We start from the raw sequence: 25,501 nt of genomic DNA, 5'->3' as shown, positions 1-25,501 counted from the left end.
GCCCAGTGCGCTGGAGCGAGGCTGATCCCCTAAGACCCTTAGTAATTTTCGATATGCACAAAATCTGACTGACGATCTGTTATGCCGGGAAAAAAGCACCTGCGCTTATCGTTTCGCACCCTGTGCTGGCCCGATGACTTTTCGATAATTGATCGTTCGCAGCATGGCAATGCTTCGTGCTGCGATAGTCTCATTGATGCTTGGGTGTATCCCGACGTCGCCGCGCCTCTTCATGCATATTGACCGGAGTTGCACTCAGAACACGCATTACCATCGCCGAGAGGAAACGGCCTGGGTCTAGCTCTTCTGGCGTTTCGTCTGTGCGAATTGCCACCTTTGGCAGCAGCATTAGCTGTCGGTCAATTTCAGATTCTGGAGCATCGACTGGGAGATCTTCCTCCGTATCCAATTCAGGTCCTGGCTCTGGGACGCCTTCGTGCGGCTCTTCTCCAGTGTCAGGTATTTTGGTGTCGTCTGAATAATCCATCAATACGAGACAAGTTGCGTGATATGCGTCGTCCTCCTGTCCGAGCTTGGCAAGCAGGTCGAACAACCATGCTGCCGTACGAGGCTCCTTTTCCAAAATATCGGAGCGAAGCCCAAACACGAATCCTAGTGCAGCAAGGGGATGCCTCAGGCGCAAGTTCTTGGCGTCGCCATAGGATTCTTCAATCCTATTTGGCGCGTTCTTGCCGTAGGAGGAATCCATACGTTTGGTCGATATCAACAGCTCAGGTCCCGTCACCCAGTCTGTGATAATGACGTCAACCTGCTTGAGGTAGTTCTTACCAAGAATGGACGCACTAGAAGATGTGACATCACGGATTGAAGCTGCTTTCCTAAGCCGCTCCGCCACAACGTCACCTACCTTACGAGGCAACTCATTTAGCAACGCAGCAACAGGCGCTGGGAGGATGCGTGGATGGACCGGCCTAGGCCAAGCCTGATCTTTACCGAAGCCCGCCCGTCGTAGTTCATAGCTCAACCAGACATCCAGCGCTAAGGCAGGTACCCCTGACTGAGTCTCAGCCTTAAGATAGAGAGGGACCCCAAGCAATTGAACGAGCGTGTCGTAATCCGGCTCGAAGCGCAGCTGCCCATCGAGACACTTAACCCAAGGATTACTGTGAGTACCATCGGGAGCGGCGAGATGAACGATTCGGTCGAAAAGAACCCAAGCTTTTGCTTTTGCAGATTTTCTAGCGGCCACTGGCAGATCTCATTGTGCGGCGTCCGGCAAGCTCTGATCGCGCTTGCCGGATGTGATCGATTTGTGTTGTGGACAAACCCCCACAACCTAGGAGAACAACTTGGTCGACGACTTCTACAGCATCGAGCAATCTGCCTTTCTCTAAGAGGTCAGCGACCCGTTGCTTGATTGGCTGAAGTTTTTCGGCAAGCGCGTATACTAAATCTGGCGAGGGTACTGCCCAGATATCCGCTTCCTTAGGCTCAATCTTTAAGATTCCCCCACCATATGCGCGACCTACGATTTCTGCATGGAACAGCGTTACCGAATTAAGGCTTGCGAGGGGCAAGAATTCTCGACCAATATCGCGATATTCTTTCTTAAGATAAACACCATGAACCGAATTAAGGTGATATACTCCGGCATCATTTACTGCTAGCCGAGGAGTATCTGCGTTCATACAAGTCAAGAAAAGGTCAGCCGGGGGCACGAGTGGTACGCGATACCATACCTTACGAATACGGCACTTGTATGCAGTATCCACACCGGCTCTATGGCCAACTTCGATATATGCCGCTGCTTTTGCTGATGGAGGATTGCTTGGATAAAAAAGATAGGTTGCCAGGCCTTCTCGACCAAGCTTAGCGAGCATTTTTTTGCAGAGTGACAGGCCACGCAGGTGAGAGCTTCCAGGCGGAGAAAGGCGTAGCAACTCGTTGTGGCGTAGGCCAAGTTCTTTTACACGCTGGGGCGAAAGTGTGAAGTATTTATTGTTGCCCGTAACGATGCCAAGAGTCGTGTCTCCCCAAGCCTCCAAATTAGTAAACTGACCTCGCTTAAGCAGCTTATGCAGCGGATCAATAGCTTTAGGATTAATGAGACTGCTCGTCCACTTGGCTGCGGGGTCGGTCGGCGTCCAGGTAAGGCCCGCATCAAGCGATGCAAGACCAGCAGAGTTCTTTGTTTGCTGGATAGTTGCGTATTGAGCGGGACCTTCGAGATAACCCTCGGCCAAAAGTAATACGACATCAGCCTCGGCCTCGGGGAACACCTGCTCGTTAAAAAGCACAAGCTGCAAGTGGCGGAAGCGGTCAAAAAGAAAGTGACGCACGGGGGCTGCATAGTTAACTGAAAGCAGTTCGGCTGGAAGAACAAGTCCGAGACGACCACCTCTCTTCAAAAACATCGAAGAGTGTATGGTGAACGCCGCCCAACTAGAGGCGAGGCCAGTGAGCGACACCCCACCTCGGAGTGCAGCCTCCCGCGAACGAGCTCGCATTTCGCCCGAAAAATCCTGATATCGGATGTAGGGGGGATTGCCAATAACAGTATCAAAAACCGGTTCAGGTGTAAGGGAAAAAAAATCGCTATTCCGAATTCTAGCTTCACCACCGACTTCCCGGACGCGCTGCTGTGCGATTCGCGCGCTATGGTCATGAATTTCAACACCATCAACACTCGGACGTACCTCCATGCCTTTTGTTAGTTCGCGAATACGGTGCACCGCGGCTACAAGGAAGGCAGCATCACCTGCAGAAGGCTCCAATACGAGGTCGTTAGGCGAGCGAATGGCCCAGTTCGCCACATATCGAGTGATCTCGTCGGGAGTAAAGAAGGCACCTCTCTCCTTACGAAGAGTAGGAGTGTCGTCGGGATCGTTGAAGGGAACGAGCATCAATTGCAAATCCTGCGAAACGGAGTTAACGACCTAAGTGGGAGTGCGTACTGCGCTGACCTTTCTGAGAGAGAATTAGATTATCGCTTTGACTATACAGCACGAGAGAGCCCTTCTTTGAGCCCAAACGGTGACTGCCGGTTTATCCAGACAAACGGAGGAAAGCTGGACTGTGGTCGAAGGAGAAATGCCTAGCCCCGCGTTCCAAGACCTCCCCGAGGCCGCCACAGACATAAGGCGAGGAGTGATTGAATAGATGTCGCTACACCCCGCCCCAACTGGATGGCCAGGTAGCCAACAGGCTCAACAGAACCCTTAGCATATTAGTGCAGACAAACAGCCAATGCGATCAAATCGAAGTGATCTGGCAGGATACGGCGTCTGGCCTCAAGATCACCACAATCGCCAGCTAATTTTGCTTGGGTTTTGATTGGAGTCTAGAAACGAAAAAGGCCCAAGCCACTAAGTGCTTGAGCCTTCTCGTTGATTTGGTCGGGACGGAGTGATTCGAACACTCGACCCCTTGCACCCCATGCAAGTGCGCTACCAGGCTGCGCTACGCCCCGACTGTGTTCCCCTAGGGAACGGCGTGCATCTTACTGCAACACTTTGATTAACGGAAGCTTTTTTTCACTTTTTCAGTACGACGAGGACTTCTTCGAGTTCGCTGATCATCTGGCGGATGAGCTGGTGGTACTGCGAACCCTCGTCGCGGGTCTCGTCGCCCTGGGTGAGGCGCTGGCGCGCCCCGCCGATGGTGAAGCCTTCGTTGTACAGCAGTGCACGGATCTGGCGGATCATCAGCACGTCATGGCGCTGGTAGTAGCGCCGGTTGCCGCGGCGCTTCACCGGGTTGAGCTGGGGAAATTCCTGCTCCCAGTAGCGCAGCACGTGCGGCTTGACCAAGCACAGGTCGCTCACCTCACCGATGGTGAAGTAGCGCTTGCCCGGTATGGGCGGCAGCTCGTCGTTATGACTTGGTTCCAGCATAGGCCTCGACCCTGGCTTTAAGTTTCTGCCCGGGGCGGAAGGTCACCACACGGCGCGCCGTGATGGGTATCTCCTCCCCCGTCTTGGGATTGCGTCCGGGGCGCTGGCGCTTGTCGCGCAGGTCGAAGTTGCCGAAACCGGACAACTTGACCTGCTCGTTGCTTTCGAGCGCATGACGAATTTCTTCGAAGAACAGTTCGACCAATTCCTTGGCTTCACGTTTGTTCAGACCGAGCTCTTCAAACAGACGTTCGGCCATCTCAGCTTTCGTCAGGGCCCCCATGCGCTATTTCCTTAACGTGGCGTTGAACCTTCTTTCCAGAGAAACGAGGATTTTCTGCGTCGTTTCGTTGACTTCTTCATCGGTTAATGTGCGCGATGGATGTTGCAAGGTCAAGCCGATGGCGACGCTTTTTCTATGTGGATCAATACCTTTGCCTTGGTAGACGTCGAACAGACGCAGCTCCTTGAGGCCTTCGCCGGCGTTCTCGCGGATGTCGGCCAGGAGGTCATCGGCGGCTACGGTTTCGTCCACCACCAGCGCCAGGTCACGGCGCACTTCCGGGAAGCGCGACAGCTCGCCAAAGCGCGGCAGGGTACCGGCGGTCAGGGCATCCAGGGCCAGCTCGAAGAGGAACAGCGGACGATCCACGTCCAACTCGCGCGCCACCTCCGGATGCAGGGCGCCCAGGTAGCCCACCGGCTGCCCTGCCCGCTCGATCAACGCGGTCTGCCCCGGGTGCAAGGCCGGATGCTCGCCTGCCACGAAGCGGAAGTCGCCGCCTGCACCAGCCTGAGCCAGCAGCGCCTCGACATCGGCCTTGACGTCGAAGAAGTCCACCGCCTCCCGACCGGACGACCAGCTCTCCGGCAGACGCGAACCGCAGACCGCACCAGCCAGGACGTTTTCCTGGACCAGGTTATCCAGCTGACCGACGAATCTCAGCCCCGACTCGAACAGCCGGACGCGGTCCTGCTGGCGATTGAGGTTGTATTGCACGGCCTTGACCAGGCCCGGCCACAGCGAAGAGCGCATGGCAGCCATGTCGGTGGAGATCGGGTTGGCCAGCATCACCGGCTCGGCTTTCGGAGCGAACAGACGGAAGGTCTTTTCGTCGATGAAGCTGTAGGTGATGGCCTCTTGGTAACCGCGGGCCACCAGTAGGCGACGCAGTTGGCTCAGTTCACCCTTGCTTTCGGGCAGGGGCTGCGGCGCCAGGCGGGCCTGGGGGAAACGGATCGGCAACTGGTTGTAGCCATAGAGGCGGGCCAGCTCTTCGATCAGGTCCACCTCGATGCGGATGTCGAACCTGTGGCTGGGTACGCCTACTTGCCAGCGACCGGCTTCCAGCCGTGCCACGGCCAGCCCCAGGCCGCTGAGCAGCCGCTCGACCTGGGCATCGTCCAGGGTCAGGCCCAGGACACGCTCGATGCGCTCGGCGCGCAGCAGGATCGGCTCGACCTGCGGCAGGTGCTCGGCACTCACCGCCTCGATCACCGGGCCCGGTTCGCCGCCGACGATATCGAGCAGCAGGCGGGTCGCCCGCTCCATGGCCTTGCGTGCCAGCTCGAAGTCCACGCCCCGCTCGAAGCGGTGAGAGGAGTCGGTGTGCAGACCATAGGACCGCGCCTTGCCGGCCACGGCGATGGTGTCGAAGAAGGCGCTTTCCAGGAACAGGTCGCGGGTACCGGCGGCGACACCACTGTGCTCGCCACCCATGACGCCAGCGATAGCCAGGGCGCGTTCGTGGTCGGCGATCACCAGGGTGTCGTTGCGCAGTTCGATGTCCTGGCCGTCCAGCAGCACCAGGCGCTCGCCGGCATCGGCCAGGCGTACGCGGATGCCACCCTTGATCTGGTCCAGATCGAAGGCATGCATGGGCTGGCCCAGCTCGAGCATCACGTAGTTGGTGACGTCGACGGCCGCATCGATGCTGCGCACGCCGCTGCGGCGCAGGCGCTCGACCATCCAGTCCGGCGTCGGGCGGGACAGGTCGACATTCTTGACCACGCGACCCAGGTAGCGCGGGCAGGCCTGGGGTGCCAGCACCTCGACCGGACGGGTCTCCTGGTGCACGGGCGCTACTGGCTCGACCTGCAGCGGCTCGACGGTGGCGTTGTACAGGGCCCCCACTTCCCGCGCCAGACCGGCGATGGACAGGCAGTCGCCGCGGTTCGGCGTCAGGTCGACGTCGATGATGGCGTCGTCCAGCTGCAGGTAGCTGCGGATGTTCTCACCAACCGGGGCGCCCGCGGGCAGCTCCAGCAGGCCACTGTTGTCGTCGCTGATCTGCAGTTCGCTGGCCGAGCAGAGCATGCCGTGGGATTCCACGCCGCGCAGCTTGGCCTTCTTGATGGTGAAATCACCCGGCAGGGTAGCGCCGACGGTGGCGAAAGGCACCTTGAGGCCGGCGCGGACATTGGGCGCCCCACAGACCACTTGGAAGGACTCCTGGCCGTTGCTCACCTGGCAGACGTTGAGCTTGTCGGCATCGGGATGGCGCTCGACGGAGACCACCTCGCCGACGATGACGCCCTGGAAGCTCCCGGCCGCCGCTTCGACGCCGTCCACTTCCAGGCCGGCCATGGACAGCCGGGCAACCAGATCCTCGTGCGTAGCCGCGGGGTTCACCCAGCTACGCAGCCATTGTTCACTGAATTTCATAGGACTCCCGTCTGGCAGCTAGCGGAATTGCGCCAGGAAGCGCAGATCGTTGTCGAAGAAGAGGCGCAGGTCGTTGACCCCATAGCGCAGCATGGCCAGGCGCTCGGCGCCCATGCCAAAGGCGAAGCCCTGGTATTTCTCCGGATCGATGCCGGCCATGCGCAGCACATTGGGGTGAACCATGCCGCAGCCCAGCACCTCGAGCCAGCGCGAAGCCGGCTCGCCGTCGCGGCTCGGACGACGGATGTCCACCTCGGCCGAGGGCTCGGTGAAGGGGAAGTAGGACGGACGGAAGCGCACTTCCAGCTCTTCCTCGAAGAATTCGCGCAGGAAGGTCACCAGGGTGCTCTTGAGATCGGCGAAGCTGACTTCTTCGTCGATCACCAGGCCTTCGACCTGATGGAACATGGGCGAATGGGTCTGGTCGCTGTCGCAGCGATAGACGCGCCCCGGACAGATGATGCGGATCGGCGGCTGCTGGCTCTCCATGGTACGGATCTGCACCGGGGAGGTGTGGGTACGCAGCAGCATGTTGGCGTTGAAATAGAAGGTGTCGTGCATCGCCCGCGCCGGGTGGTGGCCGGGGATATTGAGCGCCTCGAAGTTATGGTAGTCGTCTTCGATCTCGGGACCGGTGGCGACGCCATAGCCGATGTTGGCGAACAGGCGCTCGATACGTTCCAGGGTACGGGTGACCGGATGCAGGCCGCCAGAGGCCTGACCGCGCCCGGGCAGAGTCACGTCGATACGCTCCGCGGCGAGGCGAGCGGCCAGCGCGGCCTGCTCCAGCGTCGCCTTGCGGCTGTTGATCGCGTCCTGGACACGTTCCTTGGCGGCATTGATCAGGGCGCCGACCTGGGGCCGCTCCTCCGCCGAAAGGTTGCCCAGGGTCTTCATGATCTGGGTCAGCTCACCCTTCTTGCCCAGGTAATTGACCCGGAGCTGTTCCAGGGCATTGGTGTCTTCGGTGTGCCGCACGGCCTCCAGGGCTTGGGAGACCAGCGCATCCAGGTTTTCCATCTAGGGACTCCAGATACAAAATAGGGGAAGAGCTATGAGGCTCTTCCCCTATCGATAACGTTGCTTCGCGCCAGAGGCGCGAGATTGCCGGGGGGCTTAAGCCAGCGAAGCTTTAGCTTTCTCGACAATCGCAGCAAACGCCGCTTTTTCGTTCACGGCCAGATCGGCCAGTACCTTACGGTCGATCTCGATGGCCGCTTTTTTCAGGCCGGCGATCAGACGGCTGTAGGACAGACCGTTGATACGAGCACCAGCGTTGATACGAGCGATCCACAGAGCGCGGAACTGACGCTTACGCTGACGACGGTCACGGTAGGCGTATTGGCCTGCCTTGATTACCGCTTGCTTAGCGACGCGGAAGACGCGCGAACGGGCACCGTAGTAGCCTTTGGCGAGCTTCAGGATTTTCTTGTGACGGCGACGAGCGATGACGCCACGCTTAACACGAGCCATGGGTAACTTCCTTTAAATTCTTGACCAGGATTAACGAAGGCGCAGCATGCGCTCGACCTTTTGGACGTCGGATGCATGCATCAGCGACGTACCGCGCAGCTGACGCTTACGCTTGGTGGTCATCTTGGTCAGAATGTGGCTCTTGAAAGCGTGCTTGTGCTTGATGCCACCAGCAGTTTTCACGAAGCGCTTCGCAGCGCCGCTTTTGGTTTTCATCTTTGGCATGTTCGGATACTCCGCATTGAGTGATTACGCATAACAGCAAGGCCTGCCAGTGCCCTGGTAGTTACTTTTTCTTCTTGGGGGCGATGACCATGATGAGTTGGCGTCCTTCCATCTTAGGATGCTGCTCAACGGCGCCATGTTCGGCGAGGTCGGCTTCGACCCGCTTCAACAGCTCCATGCCCAGCTCCTGGTGGGCCATCTCCCGGCCGCGGAATCTCAACGAGACCTTGGCTTTGTCCCCCTCGGTTAGGAAACGTACCAGGTTGCGTAGTTTTACCTGGTAATCCCCTTCTTCCGTCCCTGGACGAAACTTGATTTCTTTGACCTGAGCCTGCTTCTGGTTCTTCTTCGCCGCCGCGACTTGCTTCTTCTTCTCGAAGACGTGCTTGCCGTAGTCCATGATCCGGCAGACCGGGGGTACGGCGTCGGCGGTGATTTCCACCAGATCCAGCTTGGCGTCTTCGGCAGCCTGCATGGCCTCCTGGATGGAGACGATGCCTACTTGCTGACCATCGGCGCCAATAAGGCGAACTTCCCGGGCGGTGATATTTTCGTTGATCGGTGCCCGAGGTGCGGCTCGCTTGTCTTGTCTCATGTCACGCTGCTTGATAGTGATTACTCCGATTCTTGCCGGCCACGCCGGGAAACCGCTTGCGTGAGCAGCTCGCGGAAACGCTCGATGGGCATGGAGCCCAGGTCAACGCCTTCACGGGTACGCACGGCAACGGATCGTGTCTCAACCTCCCGGTCTCCAATAACCAGGAGATAGGGAACCTTGAGCAAAGTATGCTCGCGGATTTTAAAGCCGATCTTCTCGTTTCTCAAGTCGGCCTTCGCGCGGAAGCCCTCGGCGTTCAATTCGCCGACGACCTGCTGAGCGAAATCGGCCTGCTTGTCGGTGATGTTGAGCACCACCGCCTGGGTCGGCGCGAGCCAGGCCGGGAACTGGCCGGCATAGTGCTCGATGAGCATGCCGATGAAGCGCTCGAAGGAACCGAGGATGGCGCGGTGCAGCATCACCGGGCGCTGACGGCTGTTGTCTTCGGAGACGTAGCTGGCGTCGAGGCGCTCGGGCAGGTTGGGATCGTACTGCAGGGTACCACACTGCCAGTTACGACCCAGGCAATCCTTGAGGGTGAACTCGATCTTCGGCCCATAGAAGGCGCCCTCACCCGGCTGGTATTCCCAGTCCAGACCCGAGGCATTGAGGGCGTCGGCCAGTGCCTTCTCGGCGCGATCCCACAGCTCTTCCGAGCCAACGCGCTTGGCGGGCCGGGTAGAGAGCTTCATGGCCACGTCGGTGAAACCGAAGTCGGCGTAGACCTTCAGGGTCAGTTTGATGAAGTCGGCCGCTTCCTTCTCCACCTGCTCCTCGGTGCAGAAGATGTGGGCATCGTCCTGAGTGAAGCCGCGCACGCGCATGATGCCGTGCAGGGCGCCGGACGGCTCGTTGCGGTGGCAGGCACCGAATTCGGCCAGGCGCAGCGGCAGGTCGCGGTAGGACTTCAGGCCCTGGTTGAACACCTGCACGTGGCATGGGCAGTTCATCGGCTTGACCGCGAAGTCACGGTTTTCCGAGGCCGTGGTGAACATGTTCTCGGCGTAGTTGGACCAGTGCCCGGAACGCTCCCAGAGGATGCGGTCGACCACCTGGGGCGTCTTGATCTCCTGGTAGCCGTGCTCGCGCTGGACCTTGCGCATGTACTGCTCGAGCACCTGATAGACGGTCCAGCCGTTGGCGTGCCAGAACACCATGCCGGGGGCCTCTTCCTGCAGGTGGAAGAGATCGAGCTGCTTGCCGATGCGGCGGTGATCGCGCTTCTCGGCTTCCTCGATGCGCTGGATATAGGCGGCCAGCTGCTTCTTGTCGGCCCAGGCGGTGCCGTAGATGCGCTGCAGCTGCTCGTTCTTGGCGTCGCCGCGCCAGTAGGCGCCGGACAGTTTGGTCAGCTTGAAGGCCTTGAGGAAGCGGGTGTTCGGGACATGCGGGCCCCGGCACATGTCGACGTATTCCTCGTGGTAGTACAGGCCCATGGCCTGCTCCTCGGGCATGTCGTCGATCAGGCGCAGCTTGTACTCCTCACCCCGGGCCTTGAACACCTCAATGACCTCGGCGCGCGGCGTCATCTTCTTGATGACGTCGTAGTCCTTGTCGATCAGTTCGCGCATCCGCGTCTCGATGGCCGAGAGGTCATCGAGGGTGAAGGGACGCTCGAAGGCGATGTCGTAGTAGAAGCCTTCGTCGATCACTGGACCGATGACCATCTTGGCGGTCGGGAACAGCTGCTTGACCGCATGACCCACCAGGTGGGCGCAGGAGTGGCGGATGATCTCCAGCCCGTCCTCGTCCTTGGCGGTGATGATCTGCAGGTTCGCATCCTGATCGATGAGATCGCTGGCATCGCGCAACTGGCCGTCGACACGGCCGGCGATGGTGGCCTTGGCGAGACCGGCACCGATGGACTGGGCGACTTCGGCTACGGTGACGGGCTTGTCGAATGGACGTTGGCTACCGTCGGGGAGAGTAATGACAGGCATGGCGCCTCCTCAACTCAGTGGTGACCCATACCAAGGGCCACATGGTGGGATTGGCCAGTAAGCAGCCGCACCGCTGGAAATCCTGCCGCACAGTGGCAGGGCCGCAAGGCATTCCGAGGCGACGCGAAAGGATCACTGGAAGTTTGGGACGGAAATCCTTTCAGAAACGGCCACCTGGCGCAACTCCGCGAAGGCGGCCGAGCGGATCAGCGCGGGGCGCCGGGATACTTCTTGAGGAATTGCTTCTGCATTTCCTGGCAGTTTTCCATCAATGCCTGGCGATCGGCTGGCGAGGTATCCGGGGCGTTGGCGCGCGCCAGGCATTGGTCGATGGCCTGCTGCTCATTGGCACGATTGGTGGGTGTGGCATTGTGGCGATAGACGTAGATGATGGAGCCGAAGACCACCACTGCGAACAGGATCGACAGCAGGATCAAGCCCAGGCAGCCCCCCTTGCCAATCTGCCGTCCTTCACCCACTTGAGACATCGCCCTCTCCTCGTCGCTACGGACCGCCCTGCGCCGCTGTCACGGATCAGCTGGCGGTCCCGGAAAAAATCGTCCGCCAGTCTACGTGAAAACGTCCGGTGCCACGAAGGAGGCAAGAGGTCACATCCCGGTAGTGCAGTCTTTACCCGCAGCAACATTCAATTTTCGACCAGGCGTTAAGCCCTCTATAACTTCGTACCCAATCCCGGAACACCTTCCTTAACTAATCTTAAGATTAAATACGCCAGACTAATTTCCTCAACAAATCTGTTCAGCCCGCATTCAAGAAATCACCCAAAACTGTTAATCCGGACTTAAGACGCAAGGCGGAGTATCGATCCCAGGCACTACAGAACTTGGTTCTGGTACCTGAGCGATAAACTTACTTCAATTGCATATCCCGCTGGAGGCAGCAAATGAACGTCAAGAACAAACTGGCAAAGAGCATGCTGGTAGTCGCCATCGTAGCCGCCTGCTCGTCCGCTGCAGTGTACGCCGCCACCGAAACGCCCGCCGCGAACGAGCTGAGCAGCTTCCAGGCGCTGTCCACGGAAGGCCAGAAAGCGTTTTCGGATATATCCAATGCACGCGTCGAGTTATTCCAAGGCCACCCGAAGAAGGCCGAGGAACAGGTCAAGGCAGCCCAACATGCGCTTAAACTTGCGCAAACGGATAATACGTCCTTCATCAAGGCCGCCAAGGATCTGAATGCCAAAGACAGCCAGGGCACGGCCGATATGGATACTACCGGAAAGACCTGGCTACCCATCTGGGGTGACACCATTATCCAGGACAACTACTTGGCCAGCCCGCAGAAAGTCAAGGCGGTTGCCGACGCCAACCAGAAACTCAAACAGGGTGATGCCAAAGGTGCCGCGGAAGTGCTACGCCTGGCCGGCGTCAACGTCGACACGTCCATTGCCTTGGCGCCGCTCAAGCAGACCATCGCCGATGTCGATCAGGCGGCGAAGCAGCTAGGCAACAACAAGTACTACGAGGCCAATCTGACCCTCAAGCAGGCTCAGGACGAGGTACGTTTCGCCTCGACGGACGTGAACTTCGTCCCGAACGGCAAAGGCCTGCAGCCCGTAGGCTCCTTCACCGAAACGGTCACCCCGACCACCAGCCAGTCGAAGTAGCGACTCGAGCTGTCCGGCGCCCTCTGCGGCGCCGGAGGCGCGAACCGACCAACCTCAAGAGAGGCCATCCAACCGGAACGCCTCTCGGTTTTTTGGATAGGGACCCGAGGCATTCGGATAAGACAGGCAAACGAAAAAGGGCGACCCTCTCGGATCGCCCTTTTTCGTTACCCGCCAGCAGTGCGGGTTTTGTTTGGTAGGCACGATTGGATTCGAACCAACGACCCCCACCATGTCAAGGTGGTGCTCTAACCAACTGAGCTACGTGCCTGCTGTGGGTGCGCATTCTACAGAGCGGCACCGGAGCGTCAAGCCCTTTTTTCAGCTAAACGCCTGAAAACGTGAATTTTTTTCTGCGACCTAGGAAATCCGCCGCGCCGGTCGCCTGGGGTAGAGCAGGATCGACAGCCACAGGGCGAGGGTTTCCAGGATCACCGCCAGCGCCAGGCCGAGTCCGACGCCCCAGGCGATGGCCGCTGGGGTAAGTACGACCTGATAGCGGTACTGCCGCAGGGTCTCGTCACGCAGCTCGGGATTGGGACGCACCAGGATGCGCCAGGCCTTCTCGTACCAGGGCCCCTGCAACGCCTGCCACTCTTCGTCGAACAGGGCATTGCGGCGCATCAGTATGCCGAGGCTGTCGGCGTCGCTGCGGAAGACCGGGTCGTCGCTCGCCTGGTAGTGGGCCAGCAGGCGCTCGAGGCTGCCCTCGAAGTATTGCTCCGCGGTGCGCCGGAAACCGCTCAGGGACTGCTCGGACTCCAGCCGATGGGCATCCACCCGCTGCTCGTAGTCGAGCATGAATCCTGGCACCTGGACCCCGACCAGCAGGGCCACGGAGAACAACAGCATACGGATATAGCTACGCAACATCGCCGGTGAGGTTCCTATTCAGACGCGGCCCTGGGTGACGATCTCGCCATTCCACCAGAGATGCCATTCGCCAGGCTGGTGCAGGGTCCAGACCTCGTCGGAGGTCAGGGGTTCGGTGGCGACAATGGTGACCACGTCGTCGGGGGTGGTCTCGGCCTTGAAGTCGACATGGACTTCGGCATCGCGCAGGTGAGCCGGCCCGAAGGGTGCACGACGGGTAATGTGGCCCAGCTTGGTGGTGCAGAAGCTGAACAGCCAGTCACCGTCGCTGAGCAGGCAATTGAAGACGCCCTTCCGGCGAAAGCCGTCGCAGGCATTCACCAGTTGGGGCAGCAGCATCTCCACCGGTACCGGCTCGGGAAAGCGCTCGCGGACCTGGTCCAGCAGGCTGCAGAAGGCCGCCTCGCTGTCGGTATCCCCGACCGGGCGGTAGAAGCGCGGCTCCGGCCAGAAGTCCTGCAGTTGGCCGTTGTGGGCGAAGCTCCAGTAGCGGCCACCCAGCTCGCGCACGAAGGGATGGGTGTTGGCCAGATTGACGCCCCCGACATTGGCATGACGGATATGGCCGATCACGGTGTGGCTCTTGATCGGATAGCCCTGGACCAGCTTGGCCACCTCGGAGTCGGCGCCCGGCAGGGCGTCCTTGAACAGGTGCAGCCCCCTACCCTCGTAGAAGGCCACGCCCCAGCCGTCGCGGTGCGGACCGGTGCGGCCGCCGCGTTGCATCAAGCCCTGGAGACTGAAGACCAGATCCGTGGGCACGTTGGCACTCATGCCCAGCAATTCACACATGTCCGTCCCTCCGGGGTGGCTGCCTGATTCGATCGCGGCTGCCGCCGCTGCCCATGGCAAGCATGCTGAATGGGTGACGCCCCGGGCGCAAGCCTGGATTAAAGCCGGGGTTCGACGCGCTCGCCACGGCCACGGGTTTCGCGGCGCTCGGCGGGTGCGGGGGCTCCGCGCCGTGCGGCGGGCGCTTCCGGCAGCGGGTCGTCCGCGGGGTCGGTCGTGGCAACGGCGGCCGTCTTCGGCCGTGAACGCCAGTACAGCCAGCGAACGATGACGAAGACCAGGTAGAGCACAAGGGCGAGGGCCCCGGCGACGGAGAGGTCCGCCACCGCCGACCAGGCGCTGTTACCCACCTTGAACACCAGGTCGAGCACGGTCACGGCGATGGCCGGCGCATAGAAGCTGTGCTCCGGGTCGGCGATGGTCGGGGTCAGCAGGAGTACCGCCGCGACCAGGCGAATGGGTTCGCGCAGCCAGCGCCAGAGCCAGCCGGTGGCCTTGAAGGTCACCACCAATAGCAGCAACGCGGCGATGGCGTAGACGGCCCAGGCGATCAGGTACTCTTGCTCGGTCATTGCGATCCATGGCGATAGCGGGAAGGGGAAGCCTATGATAACGGTTTTGCCCCGACCGCGTGCTTCCACGCGGCGCACAAGGAGCCCGCATGACCCAAGCCCCCACCGCTCGCCGCGCCCCTGGTGACGACCCTTACGTCTGGCTGGAACAGCGCGACGCTCCCGAGGTGCTGGCGCACCTGGAGGCAGAGAACGCCTATCTGGAGGCCGAGCTGGCGCCCCAGGCCGCCCTGCGTGAGCAACTGTTCGAGGAGATCCGCGCACGCATTCGCGAGACGGACCTGTCGCTGCCGGTCCCGCGTGGCGACTATCTCTATTACCAACGCACCCAGGCCGGCGACGAATACGGCCGCAACTACCGCTGCCGCCGTCCGGCCGCTGGCGACCTGACGCCGGATGCCGCGAGCGAGGAACTGCTGTTCGATGGCAACGCCATCGCCGATGGGGGCTTCCTCTCCGTCGGTCGCTTCACCGTCAGTCCGGACCAAAGCAAGCTCGCCTACAGCCTGGATCAGGTCGGCGACGAGACCTACCGGCTCTATGTGAAGGATCTGGTCACCGGCCAGGTGACCGAGCTGCCCTTCGAAGAATGCGACGGCAGCCTGACCTGGGCCAACGACAGTCGCACCCTGTTCTTCGGCGAGCGGGACGACGCCCATCGTCCGCACAAGCTCTATCGCTATCACCTGGGCGATGCCGAGCCGCAGCTGGTCTTCCACGAGACCGATGGCCGCTTCTTCCTCGGCTGCTATCGTTCCAGTTCCGAGCGCAAGCTGTTGCTGCTGTCCCACAGCAAGACCACCAGCGAGGCCTGGGTGCTGGACGCGGATCGGCCGGACGAGGCCTTCGTCTGCCTGGCGCCGCGTGAGGAAGGCCATGAGTATTTCCCCGACCATGGCGTCGATGGCTGGTACGTGCGCAGCAACCAGGACGGCATCAACTTCGCGCTGTACCGGGCTGCCGAAGAGCGTCCCACGCGAGCGCATTGGGAGTTGCTGGTGCCTCATGATCCGGAGGTGATGCTGGAGGACGCGAGCCTGGGCGCCCATGCCCTGGTGCTGAGTCTGCGCACCGCCGGCCTGCCGATCCTGGAGGTCCGTCCCTACGGCCAGGCGCCCTATCGCGTCGAGCTGCCGGACGAGGTCTACAGCCTGGATGCGATGGACGTGCTGGAATTCCACAGTCCGGTCATGCGCCTGCGCTACGAGGCGCTCAATCGTCCGGCGGAGATTCGCGAGCTGGAGCTGGCCAGCGGCACCCAGCGGGTGCTCAAGCAGGTGCCGGTGGAAGGCCCCTTCGATGCCGATGCCTACGAGAGCCGCCGCCTGTGGGCGACCGCGCCCGACGGCACCCGTATCCCCATCAGCCTGGTCGGCCGACGCGACCTGCCGCAGAGCGCCCCACTCTACCTCTATGGCTATGGGGCCTACGGCCACAGCCTCGACCCCTGGTTCTCCCATGCCCGCCTGAGTCTGCTGGACCGTGGCGTGCGCTTCGCCATCGCCCATGTGCGTGGCGGCGGCGAGCTGGGCGAAGCCTGGTATCGCAGCGGCAAGCTGGAGCACAAGCAGAACACCTTCGACGACTTCATCGCCTGCACCGAGCACCTGCTGGAGCAGGGCCTGACGACACCAGAACGGATCGTCATCAGCGGCGGCAGCGCTGGCGGGCTACTGATCGGCGCAGTGCTCAACCAGCGGCCCGACCTCTATGCCGCGGCCATCGCCGAGGTACCCTTCGTCGACGTGCTCAACACCATGCTCAAGCCGGACCTGCCGCTGACCGTGACTGAGTACGACGAGTGGGGCGATCCGAACCAGCCGGAGGTACGCGAGCGCATCGCCGGCTACGCGCCCTATGAAAACGTGAAGGCCCAGGCCTATCCGGCGATCCTGGCGGTGGCGGGCTATCACGACACCCGGGTGCAGTATTGGGAAGCGGCCAAGTGGGTGGCGCGATTGCGCGAGCGGCGTACCGACCAGGCACCTTTGCTGCTGCTCAAGACCGAGTTCGGCGCCGGGCACGGCGGCATGAGCGGGCGCTACCAGGCCCTGCGCGATGTGGCGCTGGAATATGCCTTCGTCTTCCGTGTCCTCGGTCTGAACAGCTAGACGCAGGGAACGGCGGGGGCTCTGGGCAGGTCTTTTCCACAGTTGAAGGAGAACCTGACATGCATCTAGACGCCCCCACCCCCCCTCTCGCCCCCCCAACCCGCGACGACGCCGCCGTGCGCGGCGTGGAACGCCTGGCCTCGCTGGCGGGCGGTGGCCTGCTGCTGAGTCGCGGCCTGGCACGCGGCGGCCTGCTCGGCCTGCTCAGCGGGGCGACCGGCGCCTGGCTGCTGACTCGCGGCCTGCGCGGGCGCTGCCCGGTGCGCCGGGTGGTGGCCAACACACGTTTCGAACGCGACGTGCGCCGCTCGCTGGCCTGGCATTCGGCTGCCTCCCAGACCCGCCGGATCGTCATCGCCCGCCCCCGCGATGAGCTCTATCGCTTCTGGCGAGACTTCTCCAACCTGCCGATCTTCATGCGCCACATCGAACGGGTGGACGTGCTCAACGACCGCTACTCCCACTGGGTGGTCAAGGCGCCCATGGGGCGCTTCGAATGGGACGCGGAGGTCACCGACGACATCCCTGGCCAGCTGATCGGCTGGCGCTCCTGCGGCTATGCCGGCCTGAACAACCTGGGCTGGGTCAGTTTCGCCGAGGTGCCAGGTGGCACCGAGGTGACGGCGGTGATGGCCTACGAACCCCCGGCCGGTCGCCTGGGCCATCTCTTCGCCCGCCTGCTGCGCCGCGATCCCGGTACCCGCATCGCCCAGGACCTGGCCGAACTCAAGGTCCTGCTGGAGCGGGCCCACGCGGTAAGCGACCGCTATGGCGCGGTGGAGCGCACCTCGCACATGGAGTCGCCCCTGGGCTGACACTCCTGTTGCAGCGGCGTCTCGCCCGAGACGCCGCCTGATCCATCCCTTCCCCGCGCTTATCTCCAAGCGACACCTCTCCCCTCTTTACGACACTCCCATGACAGTCGGCCTCCGGCTGCTTGCGATGCCTGGAAAAGCGATGTTAGCTTGAGAACAACAGAGAGATAAATGACAGCTAGATAACATTGCAGGCCTCGGCGTGACCAAACCCCTCTTCTTCCAAGCCCTCGAAGGTGCCTTCGCCGACCTCACGCCCACCGGCAAGAGAGTCGCGGGTTACCTGTTGGCCAATCCGGAGAAGCTACCCTTCGAGACCGCCGACAGCATCGCCCAGCGCACCAACACCACCGGTATCTCCGTGGGCCGGCTGCTGCGTTCCCTGGGCTATCGCAACCTCGACGAGGTCAAACAGAGCCTGAGAGACGAAGGTCTGGAAGCCTGGCGCATCACCGACCGCTTCAGTGCCTTTCGCCAGCAGAGCGGACGCAGCGATGCGCTGGACCGCTCCCTGGCCGCCGAGCTCGCCGCCATCGAGGACGTCTACCAGCTGGCCCGCGGCCCGGTATTCGAACAGGTGGTCCGGCAGCTGACTGGCGCGGACGCGGTGTTCATCGCCGGTATCCAGACCACCCGCGGGGTGCTCGGCAGTTTTCACAGCCTGCTTGAATACATCCGGCCCAAGGCTTTCTACGTCGATGGCCTGTCGGGCACCTACGCCGACATCTTCAACAGTGGCTTCGCCCAGCCCTACCTGGTGGTAGCCGACTTTCGCGCCTATTCGAGTGTTGCTCGCAAGCTGTGCGAAGCCGCACGCGATGCCAGGCTGCCCATGGCGCTGATCACCGACTACCACTGCCCCTGGGCGCGGGACTATCCCGCCGACCTGCTGCAGCTGCGCCCGGAGGTCGACCAGTTCTGGGAGTCACCAGCCCCTCTCGCCTGCCTGCTCAACCTGCTGGTGTCAGCGGTGGCGGATCGCTCCGGCGATGCCCTGGAACAACGGGTGGCCAGCAACCGCGCCCTGCAGCAGCGCTTCGGGCAATTCGAATGAGCCCCGACACCCCTCTTTATTCCAAGGAAGCTCCCCGTACCGTGAACCATCCAGAACTCGTCGAGATCGACGCCCACCGCTACGGCGTGGACATCCACCTGGTCTATGCGACCGCCGACAACCTGGCCGGCAAGGTGCTCTACCAGGACGCCCACTGCCTGCTGCACCAGGATGCCGCCGCCCGCCTGAAGCGGGCCAGCGAATTGGCACGCCAGGCTGGCCTGCGCCTGCAGGTGCTGGACGCCTACCGTCCGCCCTACGCCCAGCAGCTGCTCTGGCGCGTGCTGCCGGATGCCCAATACGTGAGCGATCCGGCCCTGGGCTCGCATCACAGCCGTGGGGTGGCAGTGGACGTCACCCTGCTCGACGAGGCCGGCGTCCCCCTGGACATGGGCACCGGTTTCGACGACATGCGCGAACTCTCGCACCTGTTCAATCCGGCCGTTCCCGCCGCCGCGCAGCGCAATCGCCTGCTGCTGCTGGGCGTGATGCAGAGCGCCGGCTTCACCTTCATTCCCAGCGAGTGGTGGCATTTCGAGCTGCCCGACGCACGCCGCTATGCCTTGATCGACTACCACCACCTCAGCCCGGAGGATCTCGCCGCCCTGCTGAGCTGATCCAGCCGGCGACCGGATCGTTCGAATCCGGCGCCGCGAGCCCAACGCTCGATAACCTTGCCCACTGCCGAAACACCCTTAGAGCCTGTTCAAAGGCTGCTGCGCGTCGGCCAAACGGCGTTGAAAATGCCTTCGGAATGCTCGTTTACCGCTCGTAAACTCCGCTTCCTCAAGCATTTTCGCCTTGTTTGGCTCTAGCTCGCGAGACTTTGGACAGGCTCTTACAACCCCAAACAATCCGAGGTACCGGCATGTTTTCGTCTTCGCGCACCTTCGTTTCATCGGCGTCCCGCCTGCTTGCCCTGGTTTCCCTGCTGGGCCTCGGCGCCTGGCAACCGGCCAGCGCTGCCACGGCCGCCGACACTCTGGTCATCGGTAAGCCGGCGGATCTGCAGACCGTCGACCCGGGCGTGACCTTCGACAACAACGACTGGACGGTGACCTACCCGGCCTACCAGCGCCTGATGCGCTACAAGGTGGAAGACGGCAAGGGCAGCACCGACGTCGAGGGCGATCTGGCCAGCGGCTGGACCGTGTCCCCGGACAACCTGGTGTGGACCTTCACCCTGAAGCCCGGCAACAAGTTCGACGACGGCAGCGAGGTCACCGCCGAGGCGGTCAAGTTCTCCATCGAACGCCTGATGAAGCTCAAGCAGGGCCCGTCCAGCATCTTCCCGGCAGACATGACGGTGACCGTGGTGGACCCGCAGACGATCAAGTTCACCCTGCAGAAACCCTTCGCGCCTTTCCTCTTCGCCCTGGCCCACGACGGCGCCAGCGTGATCAACCCCAAGGTGGCGAGCACCCATGGCAAGGACGTGGACGCCTGGCTGGCCGGCCACACCGCCGGCTCCGGTGCCTATCGCCTCGCCGCCTGGCAGAAGGGCCAGTCGCTGACCCTGGAGCCCAATCCGCACTACGCCGGCAAGGCACCCACCCTCAAACAGGTGGTGATCCGCATCATCGCCGAGCCCTCGGTACGCCGCCTGCAACTGGAACAGGGTGACCTGGACATCATCGAGGACCTGCCGGAAGACCAGGTCAAGGCCCTGGCGCAGAAGCCTGGCTTCGTCACCACCGCCTACCCCTCGCTGCGGGTGACCTACCTCTACCTGAACAACAAGCGCGCCCCCATGAACGACGTGCACGCGCGCAAGGCGGTGGTCGACTCCCTGGATTACCAAGGCATCGTGGAAGGCATCGCCATGGGCAAGGCCAAGCTGATGAACGGCCCGATCCCGGACGGCATGTGGGGCCACGATCCGAGCCTGCCGTTGCCCAAGCAGGACCTGGAAGCCGCCCAGGCCGCCCTGGGCAAGGCACCCAAGGTACGGGAGCTGCAATTCCTCTACTCGGACAAGGACCCGGCCTGGGAGCCCATCGGCCTGACCCTGCAGGCGGGGCTGAGCACCCTCGGCGTCAACCTCAAGATGGAGAAGCTGGCCAACGCCACCTTCCGCGAACGCCTGGGCAAGGGCGACTTCGACGTCGCCATCGGCAACTGGAGTCCGGACTTCGCCGATCCCTACATGTTCATGAACTTCTGGTTCGACAGCGCCAACGCCGGCCTGGCCGGCAACCGCTCCTTCTACAGCAATCCCAAGGTGGACCAGTTGCTGCGCGACGCCGCCAGCGTCAGCGACGTGGCCCAGCGCAAGGCGCTGTACCAGGAAGCCCAGAAGATCGTGGTGGGCGATGCCGCCTACGCCTACCTCTACCAGAAGGCCTACACGGTGCCGATGCGCGCCGCGGTCAAGGGGTACGTGTTCAACCCCATGCTCGAACAGGTCTTCGATTTCGCTGCGATGTCCAAGTAAGGGCGACGGGCGCCGGCCCGCTCCGGCGCCCGCCTCGCGAGGTAAGCCATGGCCTTCTTCCATCTGCTGCGCAAGCAGTTGACCGATATCCTCATCGTGGTGATCGGAGTCTCTCTGATCACCTTCGTCATCTCCCACCTGATCCCCGGTGATCCGGCACGGCTGATCGCCGGCGAGCGCGCCAGCGATGAGATCGTCGCTGGCATCCGCCATCAGCTGGGTCTGGACCTGCCGCTGTACCAGCAGTACTTCCGCTACATGGGCGACCTGCTCCAAGGCGACCTGGGCCAGTCGATCCGCACCCATCGCCCGGTGCTGGAGGACCTCAGGCTGTTCTTCCCGGCCACCCTGGAGCTGGCCCTGGCGGCGCTGCTGCTGTCGATCCTCATCGGCGTACCCCTGGGCGTGCTCTCGGCGGTCTACAACAACCGCTGGATCGACCATATCAGCCGTACCCTGGCGGTGGCCGGCATCTCCACCCCGGCCTTCTGGCTGGGCCTGGGGCTGATCGTGCTGTTCTACGGTCATCTCGGCTGGCTGCCCGGCGGCGGTCGCCTGGACCAGGGGCTGACGCCACCGCCTTCGGTGACCGGCTTCTATCTGATCGATACCCTGCTGGCGGGCGATCTCACCGGTTTCGTCAGCGCGGCCAAGCACCTGTTGCTGCCGGCGGTCACCTTGGCTTTCGTCAACCTGGGGGTCATCACCCGGCAGATCCGCGGCGCCATGCTCGAACAGTTGGGCGAGGACTACATCCGCACCGCCCGCGCCTATGGCCTGTCGCAGACCACCGTGGTGCTGCGCCATGCGCTGCCCAATGCGCTGATCCCCTCCATCACGGTGATCGGCCTGGCGCTGGGCGACCTGCTCTATGGCGCGGTGCTCACCGAGACGGTATTTGCCTGGCCGGGCATGGGCGCCTATGTGGTCAAGTCGATCCAGGCGCTGGATTTCCCGGCGGTGATGGGCTTCGCCATCGTGGTGTCCTTCATCTATGTGCTGCTCAACCGCTTCATCGATCTGCTCTACCGGCTGGTCGATCCTCGCATCGGCAAGGTGAACTAGCATGACGACCCTGACCGCTTCGCGCCCCCTTTGGCGGGAGCAACTCGCCTGGCTGGCCTGGCGCATCCGCCGCAATCCACTGATGCTCACCGGCCTGCTGATCACCCTGCTGGTGCTGCTGTGCATGGTCGCCGCGCCCTGGCTGGCACCCTATCAGCCCAACGCCCTGAAACTCACCGCGCGCCTGCAGGCACCTAGCGCCCTGCACTGGTTCGGCACCGACGAAGTGGGCCGCGACCTGCTCAGCCGGGTGATCTACGGCAGCCGCCAGTCGGTGGGCGTCGGTCTGTTCGTCGCCTTTGCCGCCTGCGCCAGCGGCGGCCTGCTCGGCTGCCTGTCGGGCATCGTCGGCGGCGCCTTCGACCGGCTGATGATGCGCCTGATGGACATCATCCTCTCGGTGCCTTCGCTGGTGCTGATCATGGCCCTGGCCGCCGCCCTCGGGCCGAGCCTGTTCAACGCCATGCTGGCCATCACCCTGGTGCGCATCCCCTTCTATGTGCGCCTGGCGCGTGGCCAGACCCTGAGCATCCGCCAGCTGGCCTATGTCCAGGCAGCGCGTACCTTCGGCGCCGGCAAGTGGCACCTGGTGCACTGGCACGTGGCGCGCAACGCCCTGCCGCCGCTGCTGGTGCAGTTCAGCCTGGACATCGGCAACGCCATCCTCATGGCCTCGGCGCTGGGCTTCATCGGCCTGGGAGCCCAGCCGCCCACCGCGGAATGGGGCGTGATGGTCGCCAGCGGCCGCAATTTCATCCTCGACCAGTGGTGGTACTCGACCTTCCCCGGCCTGGCCATCCTGGTCACCGCCATCGGTTTCAACCTGCTGGGCGATGGCATCCGCGATCTGCTCGATCCTCGCCAAAAGGGCAAATGACATGGGCCAGCCCGTACTGCACATCGACCAGTTGAACCTGGAATTCCCCGGCTTCCGCAGCAGCGCCAAGGCGCTCAATGGCGTCAGCCTGAGCGTGGCCCCTGGCGAGATCGTCGGCGTGGTGGGCGAGTCCGGCTCCGGCAAGTCGGTCACCGCCATGCTCACCCTCGGCCTGCTGCCGCCCGGCAGCTACCGGGTCACCGGCGGTAGCGTCAACCTGGTGGGTCGCGACATGCTGGCCTTGAGCGAGCGCCAACTGATGGAGGTGCGCGGTCGCGAGGCGGCGATGATCTTCCAGGAGCCGATGACCGCACTCAATCCGACCCGGCGCATCGGCCAGCAACTGTTGGACGTGATCCGGCGCCATACCAGGCTGGATGCCGCCCAGGCCCGCGCCAAGGCGATCGAGTTGCTCAAGGACATGCACATCGCCGATCCCGACCAGATCCTCGAACGCTATCCCTTCGAGCTGTCCGGCGGCATGCGCCAGCGCATCATGATCGCCCTGGCCTTCTCCTGCGATCCCCAGCTGTTGATCGCCGACGAGCCGACCACGGCGCTGGACGTGACGGTGCAACGCCAGGTCTTGCTGCTCTTGCGCGAGAAGGCCCGAGCGCGCGGCACCGCCATCCTGCTGATCACCCACGACATGGCCCTGGTGTCGCAATTCTGTGACCGCGTCTATGTGATGTATGCCGGCGGTATCGTCGAACAGGGCATCACCGCCACGGTGATGCAGGCGCCGCAGCACCCCTATACCCAGGGCCTGCTGGCCTGCCTACCGGAGAAGGCTGTGCCGGGTAGCGACCTCGCCAGCATCCCCGGCCAGGTGCCCAACCTGGCGCAACTGCCCGGCGGTTGCACCTTCAAGGACCGCTGTGCCCGACGCCATGGGCGTTGCGAAACGCGCCCGCCGCTGCTGGCCACCGCCACCCCCGATCACCTGAGCGCCTGCTGGTTGCAGGCGGAGGACGCCCCGGCATGACCCCTCTTTCTCCTTCCGCCATGCCGCTGCTGGAGCTCAGCGGCGTCGAGGTGCGCTATCCTGTGGGCCGCGACTGGCTCGGCCGCGGCAAGGGCCAGGCCCACGCCCTCAATGGCATCGACCTGCGACTCTTACCTGGCGAAACCCTGGGCGTGCTGGGCGAATCCGGTTGCGGCAAGAGCACCCTGGCCCAGGTACTGATGGGGCTGGTGGAACCGGTCAGCGGTTCCCTTCAGGGCACGGCGCGCGGCGAGCGCAACATCCAGATCGTCTTCCAAGACCCGCAATCCTCGCTGGACCCGCGCCTGCCGGTGTGGAAGCTGATCACCGAGCCGCTGGTGGTGCGCGGTCGCCGCTCCACGGCAGAATTGCGCACCGTCGCCGAACGCCTGGCGCGCCAGGTGGGCATCCGTCCGGAATACCTGGATCGCTATCCGCACCAGTTCTCCGGCGGTCAGCGCCAGCGCATCGCCATCGCCCGGGCGCTGTCGTCCGATCCGGATATCATCATCCTCGACGAACCTACCTCGGCGCTGGACATCTCGGTGCAGGCGCAAATCCTCAACCTGCTGGCCCAGCTGCAACGCGAACGCGGCCTGACCTTCGTGCTGATCTCCCACAACGTCTCGGTGGTGCGCCACCTGGCCGACCGGGTAGCGGTGATGTACCTGGGGCAGATCGTCGAGCTGGGCGCCGCGGCGGAGGTGCTGGAGCAACCCAGTCATCCCTACACTCGGCTCTTGCTCGAAGCGGTGCCGCGGCTGGATCAGCCCTTGACCGGCGACGCCGCCGCCCAACGCACCGAGTTGCCGGGCAATCGGGTGCTGCCGAGTGGCTGCTTCTTTCGGGATCGCTGCCCCCAGGCCGGCGCCGGCTGCGAAAGGCCCCAGGCCTTACTGCCGGCGACGCGGGTGGCGGTGCGCTGCCATCGCGCGGCTGGCCTGGAGTCGCCGTTGCTGATGAATGCCGCGCAGGCCTGAGCCCTAGGCGGCGCCTAGCCGGCGCGGAAGATCAGATAGTCTTCCCAGTCATCCTCGGCTACCTGGGTCTCGCTGAGCATGCGGCCGGACTGGGAGATGCCGGCCTTGTGCACCGCCTCGCGATCATCGCAGATCAGCGGGTGCCACTCGGGCAGGTCCTTGCCTTCGGCCACCAGGCGATAGCCGCAGGTGGGCGGCAGCCAGGCGAACTGGTCGGCCTGGGCCGGGGTGAGCTGGATGCAGTCGGGGACGAAGCGGGTACGCTCGGCGTAGCGGCTGCACTGGCAGGTCTTGAGATCCAGCAGCTTGCAGGCGATGCGCGTGTAGTAGACGGCGCCATGGTCTTCGTCTTCCAGCTTCTGCAGGCAGCACAGGCCACAGCCGTCGCACAGCGACTCCCATTCCTGGGCATCGAGCTGGTCGAGGGTCTTGCGCTTCCAGAACGGCTGGGTGATGGCGGCCATGGCAGAGGTCGTGCAAAGAAAGGGGGCGCGCAGTCTAGTGCCGCACGCCGCCAGCGCCAAGCACCGTTCGCGCCCTTGTCGGCTCCGCCCGGCCGGA

25 protein-coding genes and 2 tRNA genes are annotated in these 25,501 nt (G+C 62.8%); 10 read left to right on the top strand and 17 right to left on the bottom strand.

All coding sequences use genetic code 11. The annotated features are described in order from the left end of the window. Positions 1-190: 190 nt before the first annotated feature. From QZ471_RS12160 to QZ471_RS12105, 12 genes are all read right to left on the bottom strand, one after another. Complete coding sequence (locus tag QZ471_RS12160; protein ID WP_295464020.1) at positions 191-1,210, bottom strand: hypothetical protein; 1,020 nt, start codon at positions 1,208-1,210, stop codon at positions 191-193. Further along, positions 1,200-2,864, bottom strand: a complete 1,665-nt coding sequence (locus QZ471_RS12155) for an N-6 DNA methylase (protein ID WP_295464018.1) — start codon at positions 2,862-2,864, stop codon at positions 1,200-1,202. Before QZ471_RS12155 ends, QZ471_RS12160 begins: the two co-directional genes overlap by 11 nt. A 489-nt stretch (positions 2,865-3,353) precedes the next feature. Further along, positions 3,354-3,430: transfer RNA gene (locus QZ471_RS12150), tRNA-Pro, on the bottom strand. Positions 3,431-3,494: 64 nt separating this feature from the next. Next, complete coding sequence (locus QZ471_RS12145; protein ID WP_058762407.1) at positions 3,495-3,854, bottom strand: MerR family transcriptional regulator; 360 nt, start codon at positions 3,852-3,854, stop codon at positions 3,495-3,497. Further along, the gene (gene ihfA, locus QZ471_RS12140) at positions 3,835-4,137 is read right to left on the bottom strand and encodes an integration host factor subunit alpha (RefSeq protein WP_007159196.1); all 303 of its coding nucleotides are present in this window, start codon (positions 4,135-4,137) and stop codon (positions 3,835-3,837) included. The genes QZ471_RS12145 and ihfA overlap by 20 nt, the downstream gene beginning before the upstream one ends. A 3-nt stretch (positions 4,138-4,140) precedes the next feature. Beyond that, positions 4,141-6,519 (bottom strand): phenylalanine--tRNA ligase subunit beta, encoded by a 2,379-nt coding sequence (gene pheT, locus QZ471_RS12135; RefSeq protein ID WP_295464014.1) that lies wholly within the window; start codon positions 6,517-6,519, stop codon positions 4,141-4,143. A gap of 18 nt (positions 6,520-6,537) precedes the next feature. Further along, positions 6,538-7,539, bottom strand: coding sequence for a phenylalanine--tRNA ligase subunit alpha (gene pheS, locus QZ471_RS12130; protein ID WP_295464012.1), 1,002 nt, complete (start codon positions 7,537-7,539; stop codon positions 6,538-6,540). Positions 7,540-7,635: 96 nt separating this feature from the next. Continuing rightward, the gene (rplT, locus tag QZ471_RS12125) at positions 7,636-7,992 is read right to left on the bottom strand and encodes a 50S ribosomal protein L20 (RefSeq protein WP_058762410.1); all 357 of its coding nucleotides are present in this window, start codon (positions 7,990-7,992) and stop codon (positions 7,636-7,638) included. Positions 7,993-8,022: 30 nt separating this feature from the next. Continuing rightward, positions 8,023-8,217, bottom strand: a complete 195-nt coding sequence (gene rpmI / locus QZ471_RS12120; protein WP_007159200.1) for a 50S ribosomal protein L35 — start codon at positions 8,215-8,217, stop codon at positions 8,023-8,025. 61 nt (positions 8,218-8,278) lie between these two features. Continuing rightward, positions 8,279-8,812, bottom strand: a complete 534-nt coding sequence (infC, locus tag QZ471_RS12115; protein ID WP_295464006.1) for a translation initiation factor IF-3 — start codon at positions 8,810-8,812, stop codon at positions 8,279-8,281. A 20-nt stretch (positions 8,813-8,832) separates the two neighbouring features. Then, positions 8,833-10,755 carry a threonine--tRNA ligase gene (gene thrS / locus QZ471_RS12110; RefSeq protein WP_295464004.1) on the bottom strand — a complete coding sequence of 641 codons (1,923 nt, stop codon included), beginning with the start codon at positions 10,753-10,755 and terminating at the stop codon, positions 8,833-8,835. A gap of 206 nt (positions 10,756-10,961) precedes the next feature. After that, complete coding sequence (locus QZ471_RS12105; RefSeq protein WP_295464002.1) at positions 10,962-11,243, bottom strand: hypothetical protein; 282 nt, start codon at positions 11,241-11,243, stop codon at positions 10,962-10,964. Between the two features lie 416 nt (positions 11,244-11,659). Between QZ471_RS12105 and QZ471_RS12100 the strand changes: the two genes are divergently transcribed. Next, on the top strand, positions 11,660-12,382 hold the full coding sequence (locus tag QZ471_RS12100) for a YfdX family protein (RefSeq protein WP_295463999.1): 723 nt from the start codon (positions 11,660-11,662) through the stop codon (positions 12,380-12,382). A gap of 194 nt (positions 12,383-12,576) precedes the next feature. Here QZ471_RS12100 and QZ471_RS12095 read toward each other — a convergent pair. The 4 genes from QZ471_RS12095 to QZ471_RS12080 form a co-directional block, all read right to left on the bottom strand. Further along, positions 12,577-12,653: transfer RNA gene (locus QZ471_RS12095), tRNA-Val, on the bottom strand. Positions 12,654-12,742: 89 nt separating this feature from the next. Further along, entirely contained in the window at positions 12,743-13,255 is a 513-nt protein-coding gene (locus QZ471_RS12090; protein WP_295463997.1) for a DUF2937 family protein, read from the bottom strand. Between the two features lie 18 nt (positions 13,256-13,273). After that, positions 13,274-14,047 (bottom strand): class II glutamine amidotransferase, encoded by a 774-nt coding sequence (locus QZ471_RS12085; protein WP_295463995.1) that lies wholly within the window; start codon positions 14,045-14,047, stop codon positions 13,274-13,276. A gap of 98 nt (positions 14,048-14,145) precedes the next feature. After that, positions 14,146-14,619 carry an MFS transporter gene (locus QZ471_RS12080; protein WP_295463993.1) on the bottom strand — a complete coding sequence of 158 codons (474 nt, stop codon included), beginning with the start codon at positions 14,617-14,619 and terminating at the stop codon, positions 14,146-14,148. Positions 14,620-14,708: 89 nt separating this feature from the next. Between QZ471_RS12080 and QZ471_RS12075 the strand changes: the two genes are divergently transcribed. From QZ471_RS12075 to QZ471_RS12035, 9 genes are all read left to right on the top strand, one after another. Next, positions 14,709-16,730 (top strand): S9 family peptidase, encoded by a 2,022-nt coding sequence (locus QZ471_RS12075; protein WP_295463992.1) that lies wholly within the window; start codon positions 14,709-14,711, stop codon positions 16,728-16,730. 59 nt (positions 16,731-16,789) lie between these two features. Further along, positions 16,790-17,545 carry an SRPBCC family protein gene (locus tag QZ471_RS12070; protein WP_295463989.1) on the top strand — a complete coding sequence of 252 codons (756 nt, stop codon included), beginning with the start codon at positions 16,790-16,792 and terminating at the stop codon, positions 17,543-17,545. A 202-nt stretch (positions 17,546-17,747) separates the two neighbouring features. Next, positions 17,748-18,599, top strand: a complete 852-nt coding sequence (locus tag QZ471_RS12065; protein ID WP_042135834.1) for a MurR/RpiR family transcriptional regulator — start codon at positions 17,748-17,750, stop codon at positions 18,597-18,599. A gap of 41 nt (positions 18,600-18,640) precedes the next feature. Continuing rightward, a complete protein-coding gene (gene ddpX / locus QZ471_RS12060) occupies positions 18,641-19,216 on the top strand; it encodes a D-alanyl-D-alanine dipeptidase (RefSeq protein WP_295464696.1) in 576 nt (191 codons plus the stop codon). 251 nt (positions 19,217-19,467) lie between these two features. After that, positions 19,468-21,033 (top strand): ABC transporter substrate-binding protein, encoded by a 1,566-nt coding sequence (locus tag QZ471_RS12055; RefSeq protein WP_295463986.1) that lies wholly within the window; start codon positions 19,468-19,470, stop codon positions 21,031-21,033. Positions 21,034-21,081: 48 nt separating this feature from the next. Then, positions 21,082-22,098 carry an ABC transporter permease gene (locus QZ471_RS12050; RefSeq protein ID WP_295463984.1) on the top strand — a complete coding sequence of 339 codons (1,017 nt, stop codon included), beginning with the start codon at positions 21,082-21,084 and terminating at the stop codon, positions 22,096-22,098. Between the two features lies 1 nt (position 22,099). Next, a complete protein-coding gene (gene ddpC, locus QZ471_RS12045; RefSeq protein ID WP_295463982.1) occupies positions 22,100-22,975 on the top strand; it encodes a D,D-dipeptide ABC transporter permease in 876 nt (291 codons plus the stop codon). 1 nt (position 22,976) lies between these two features. Next, positions 22,977-23,960, top strand: coding sequence for an ABC transporter ATP-binding protein (locus tag QZ471_RS12040; RefSeq protein ID WP_295463980.1), 984 nt, complete (start codon positions 22,977-22,979; stop codon positions 23,958-23,960). Beyond that, a complete protein-coding gene (locus QZ471_RS12035) occupies positions 23,957-24,940 on the top strand; it encodes an oligopeptide/dipeptide ABC transporter ATP-binding protein (RefSeq protein ID WP_295463978.1) in 984 nt (327 codons plus the stop codon). The genes QZ471_RS12040 and QZ471_RS12035 overlap by 4 nt, the downstream gene beginning before the upstream one ends. Before the next feature lie 14 nt (positions 24,941-24,954). Here the strand turns inward: QZ471_RS12035 and QZ471_RS12030 are convergent, their stop codons facing one another. Beyond that, positions 24,955-25,404, bottom strand: coding sequence for a YcgN family cysteine cluster protein (locus QZ471_RS12030; RefSeq protein WP_295463976.1), 450 nt, complete (start codon positions 25,402-25,404; stop codon positions 24,955-24,957). Positions 25,405-25,501 lie beyond the last annotated feature (97 nt).

Source organism: uncultured Pseudomonas sp., assembly GCF_913774235.1.
Lineage (GTDB): Bacteria > Pseudomonadota > Gammaproteobacteria > Pseudomonadales > Pseudomonadaceae > Chryseomonas.
This window is presented reverse-complemented; position numbering and strand designations above follow the sequence as displayed.

Excerpts from the sequence above, each read along its gene's own strand:
- infC (WP_295464006.1), bottom strand. The coding sequence starts at position 8,812 with ATGAGACAAGACAAGCGAGCCGCACCTCGGGCACCGATCAACGAAAAT.
- pheT (WP_295464014.1), bottom strand. The coding sequence starts at position 6,519 with ATGAAATTCAGTGAACAATGGCTGCGTAGCTGGGTGAACCCCGCGGCT.
- QZ471_RS12040 (WP_295463980.1), top strand. The coding sequence starts at position 22,977 with ATGGGCCAGCCCGTACTGCACATCGACCAGTTGAACCTGGAATTCCCC.
- QZ471_RS12075 (WP_295463992.1), top strand. The coding sequence starts at position 14,709 with ATGACCCAAGCCCCCACCGCTCGCCGCGCCCCTGGTGACGACCCTTAC.
- QZ471_RS12080 (WP_295463993.1), bottom strand. The coding sequence starts at position 14,619 with ATGACCGAGCAAGAGTACCTGATCGCCTGGGCCGTCTACGCCATCGCC.
- QZ471_RS12055 (WP_295463986.1), top strand. The coding sequence starts at position 19,468 with ATGTTTTCGTCTTCGCGCACCTTCGTTTCATCGGCGTCCCGCCTGCTT.
- pheS (WP_295464012.1), bottom strand. The coding sequence starts at position 7,539 with ATGGAAAACCTGGATGCGCTGGTCTCCCAAGCCCTGGAGGCCGTGCGG.
- thrS (WP_295464004.1), bottom strand. The coding sequence starts at position 10,755 with ATGCCTGTCATTACTCTCCCCGACGGTAGCCAACGTCCATTCGACAAG.
- QZ471_RS12155 (WP_295464018.1), bottom strand. The coding sequence starts at position 2,864 with ATGCTCGTTCCCTTCAACGATCCCGACGACACTCCTACTCTTCGTAAG.
- QZ471_RS12105 (WP_295464002.1), bottom strand. The coding sequence starts at position 11,243 with ATGTCTCAAGTGGGTGAAGGACGGCAGATTGGCAAGGGGGGCTGCCTG.
- QZ471_RS12030 (WP_295463976.1), bottom strand. The coding sequence starts at position 25,404 with ATGGCCGCCATCACCCAGCCGTTCTGGAAGCGCAAGACCCTCGACCAG.
- rplT (WP_058762410.1), bottom strand. The coding sequence starts at position 7,992 with ATGGCTCGTGTTAAGCGTGGCGTCATCGCTCGTCGCCGTCACAAGAAA.
- QZ471_RS12035 (WP_295463978.1), top strand. The coding sequence starts at position 23,957 with ATGACCCCTCTTTCTCCTTCCGCCATGCCGCTGCTGGAGCTCAGCGGC.
- ihfA (WP_007159196.1), bottom strand. The coding sequence starts at position 4,137 with ATGGGGGCCCTGACGAAAGCTGAGATGGCCGAACGTCTGTTTGAAGAG.
- QZ471_RS12145 (WP_058762407.1), bottom strand. The coding sequence starts at position 3,854 with ATGCTGGAACCAAGTCATAACGACGAGCTGCCGCCCATACCGGGCAAG.
- QZ471_RS12070 (WP_295463989.1), top strand. The coding sequence starts at position 16,790 with ATGCATCTAGACGCCCCCACCCCCCCTCTCGCCCCCCCAACCCGCGAC.
- ddpC (WP_295463982.1), top strand. The coding sequence starts at position 22,100 with ATGACGACCCTGACCGCTTCGCGCCCCCTTTGGCGGGAGCAACTCGCC.
- rpmI (WP_007159200.1), bottom strand. The coding sequence starts at position 8,217 with ATGCCAAAGATGAAAACCAAAAGCGGCGCTGCGAAGCGCTTCGTGAAA.
- QZ471_RS12100 (WP_295463999.1), top strand. The coding sequence starts at position 11,660 with ATGAACGTCAAGAACAAACTGGCAAAGAGCATGCTGGTAGTCGCCATC.
- QZ471_RS12090 (WP_295463997.1), bottom strand. The coding sequence starts at position 13,255 with ATGTTGCGTAGCTATATCCGTATGCTGTTGTTCTCCGTGGCCCTGCTG.
- QZ471_RS12085 (WP_295463995.1), bottom strand. The coding sequence starts at position 14,047 with ATGTGTGAATTGCTGGGCATGAGTGCCAACGTGCCCACGGATCTGGTC.
- QZ471_RS12050 (WP_295463984.1), top strand. The coding sequence starts at position 21,082 with ATGGCCTTCTTCCATCTGCTGCGCAAGCAGTTGACCGATATCCTCATC.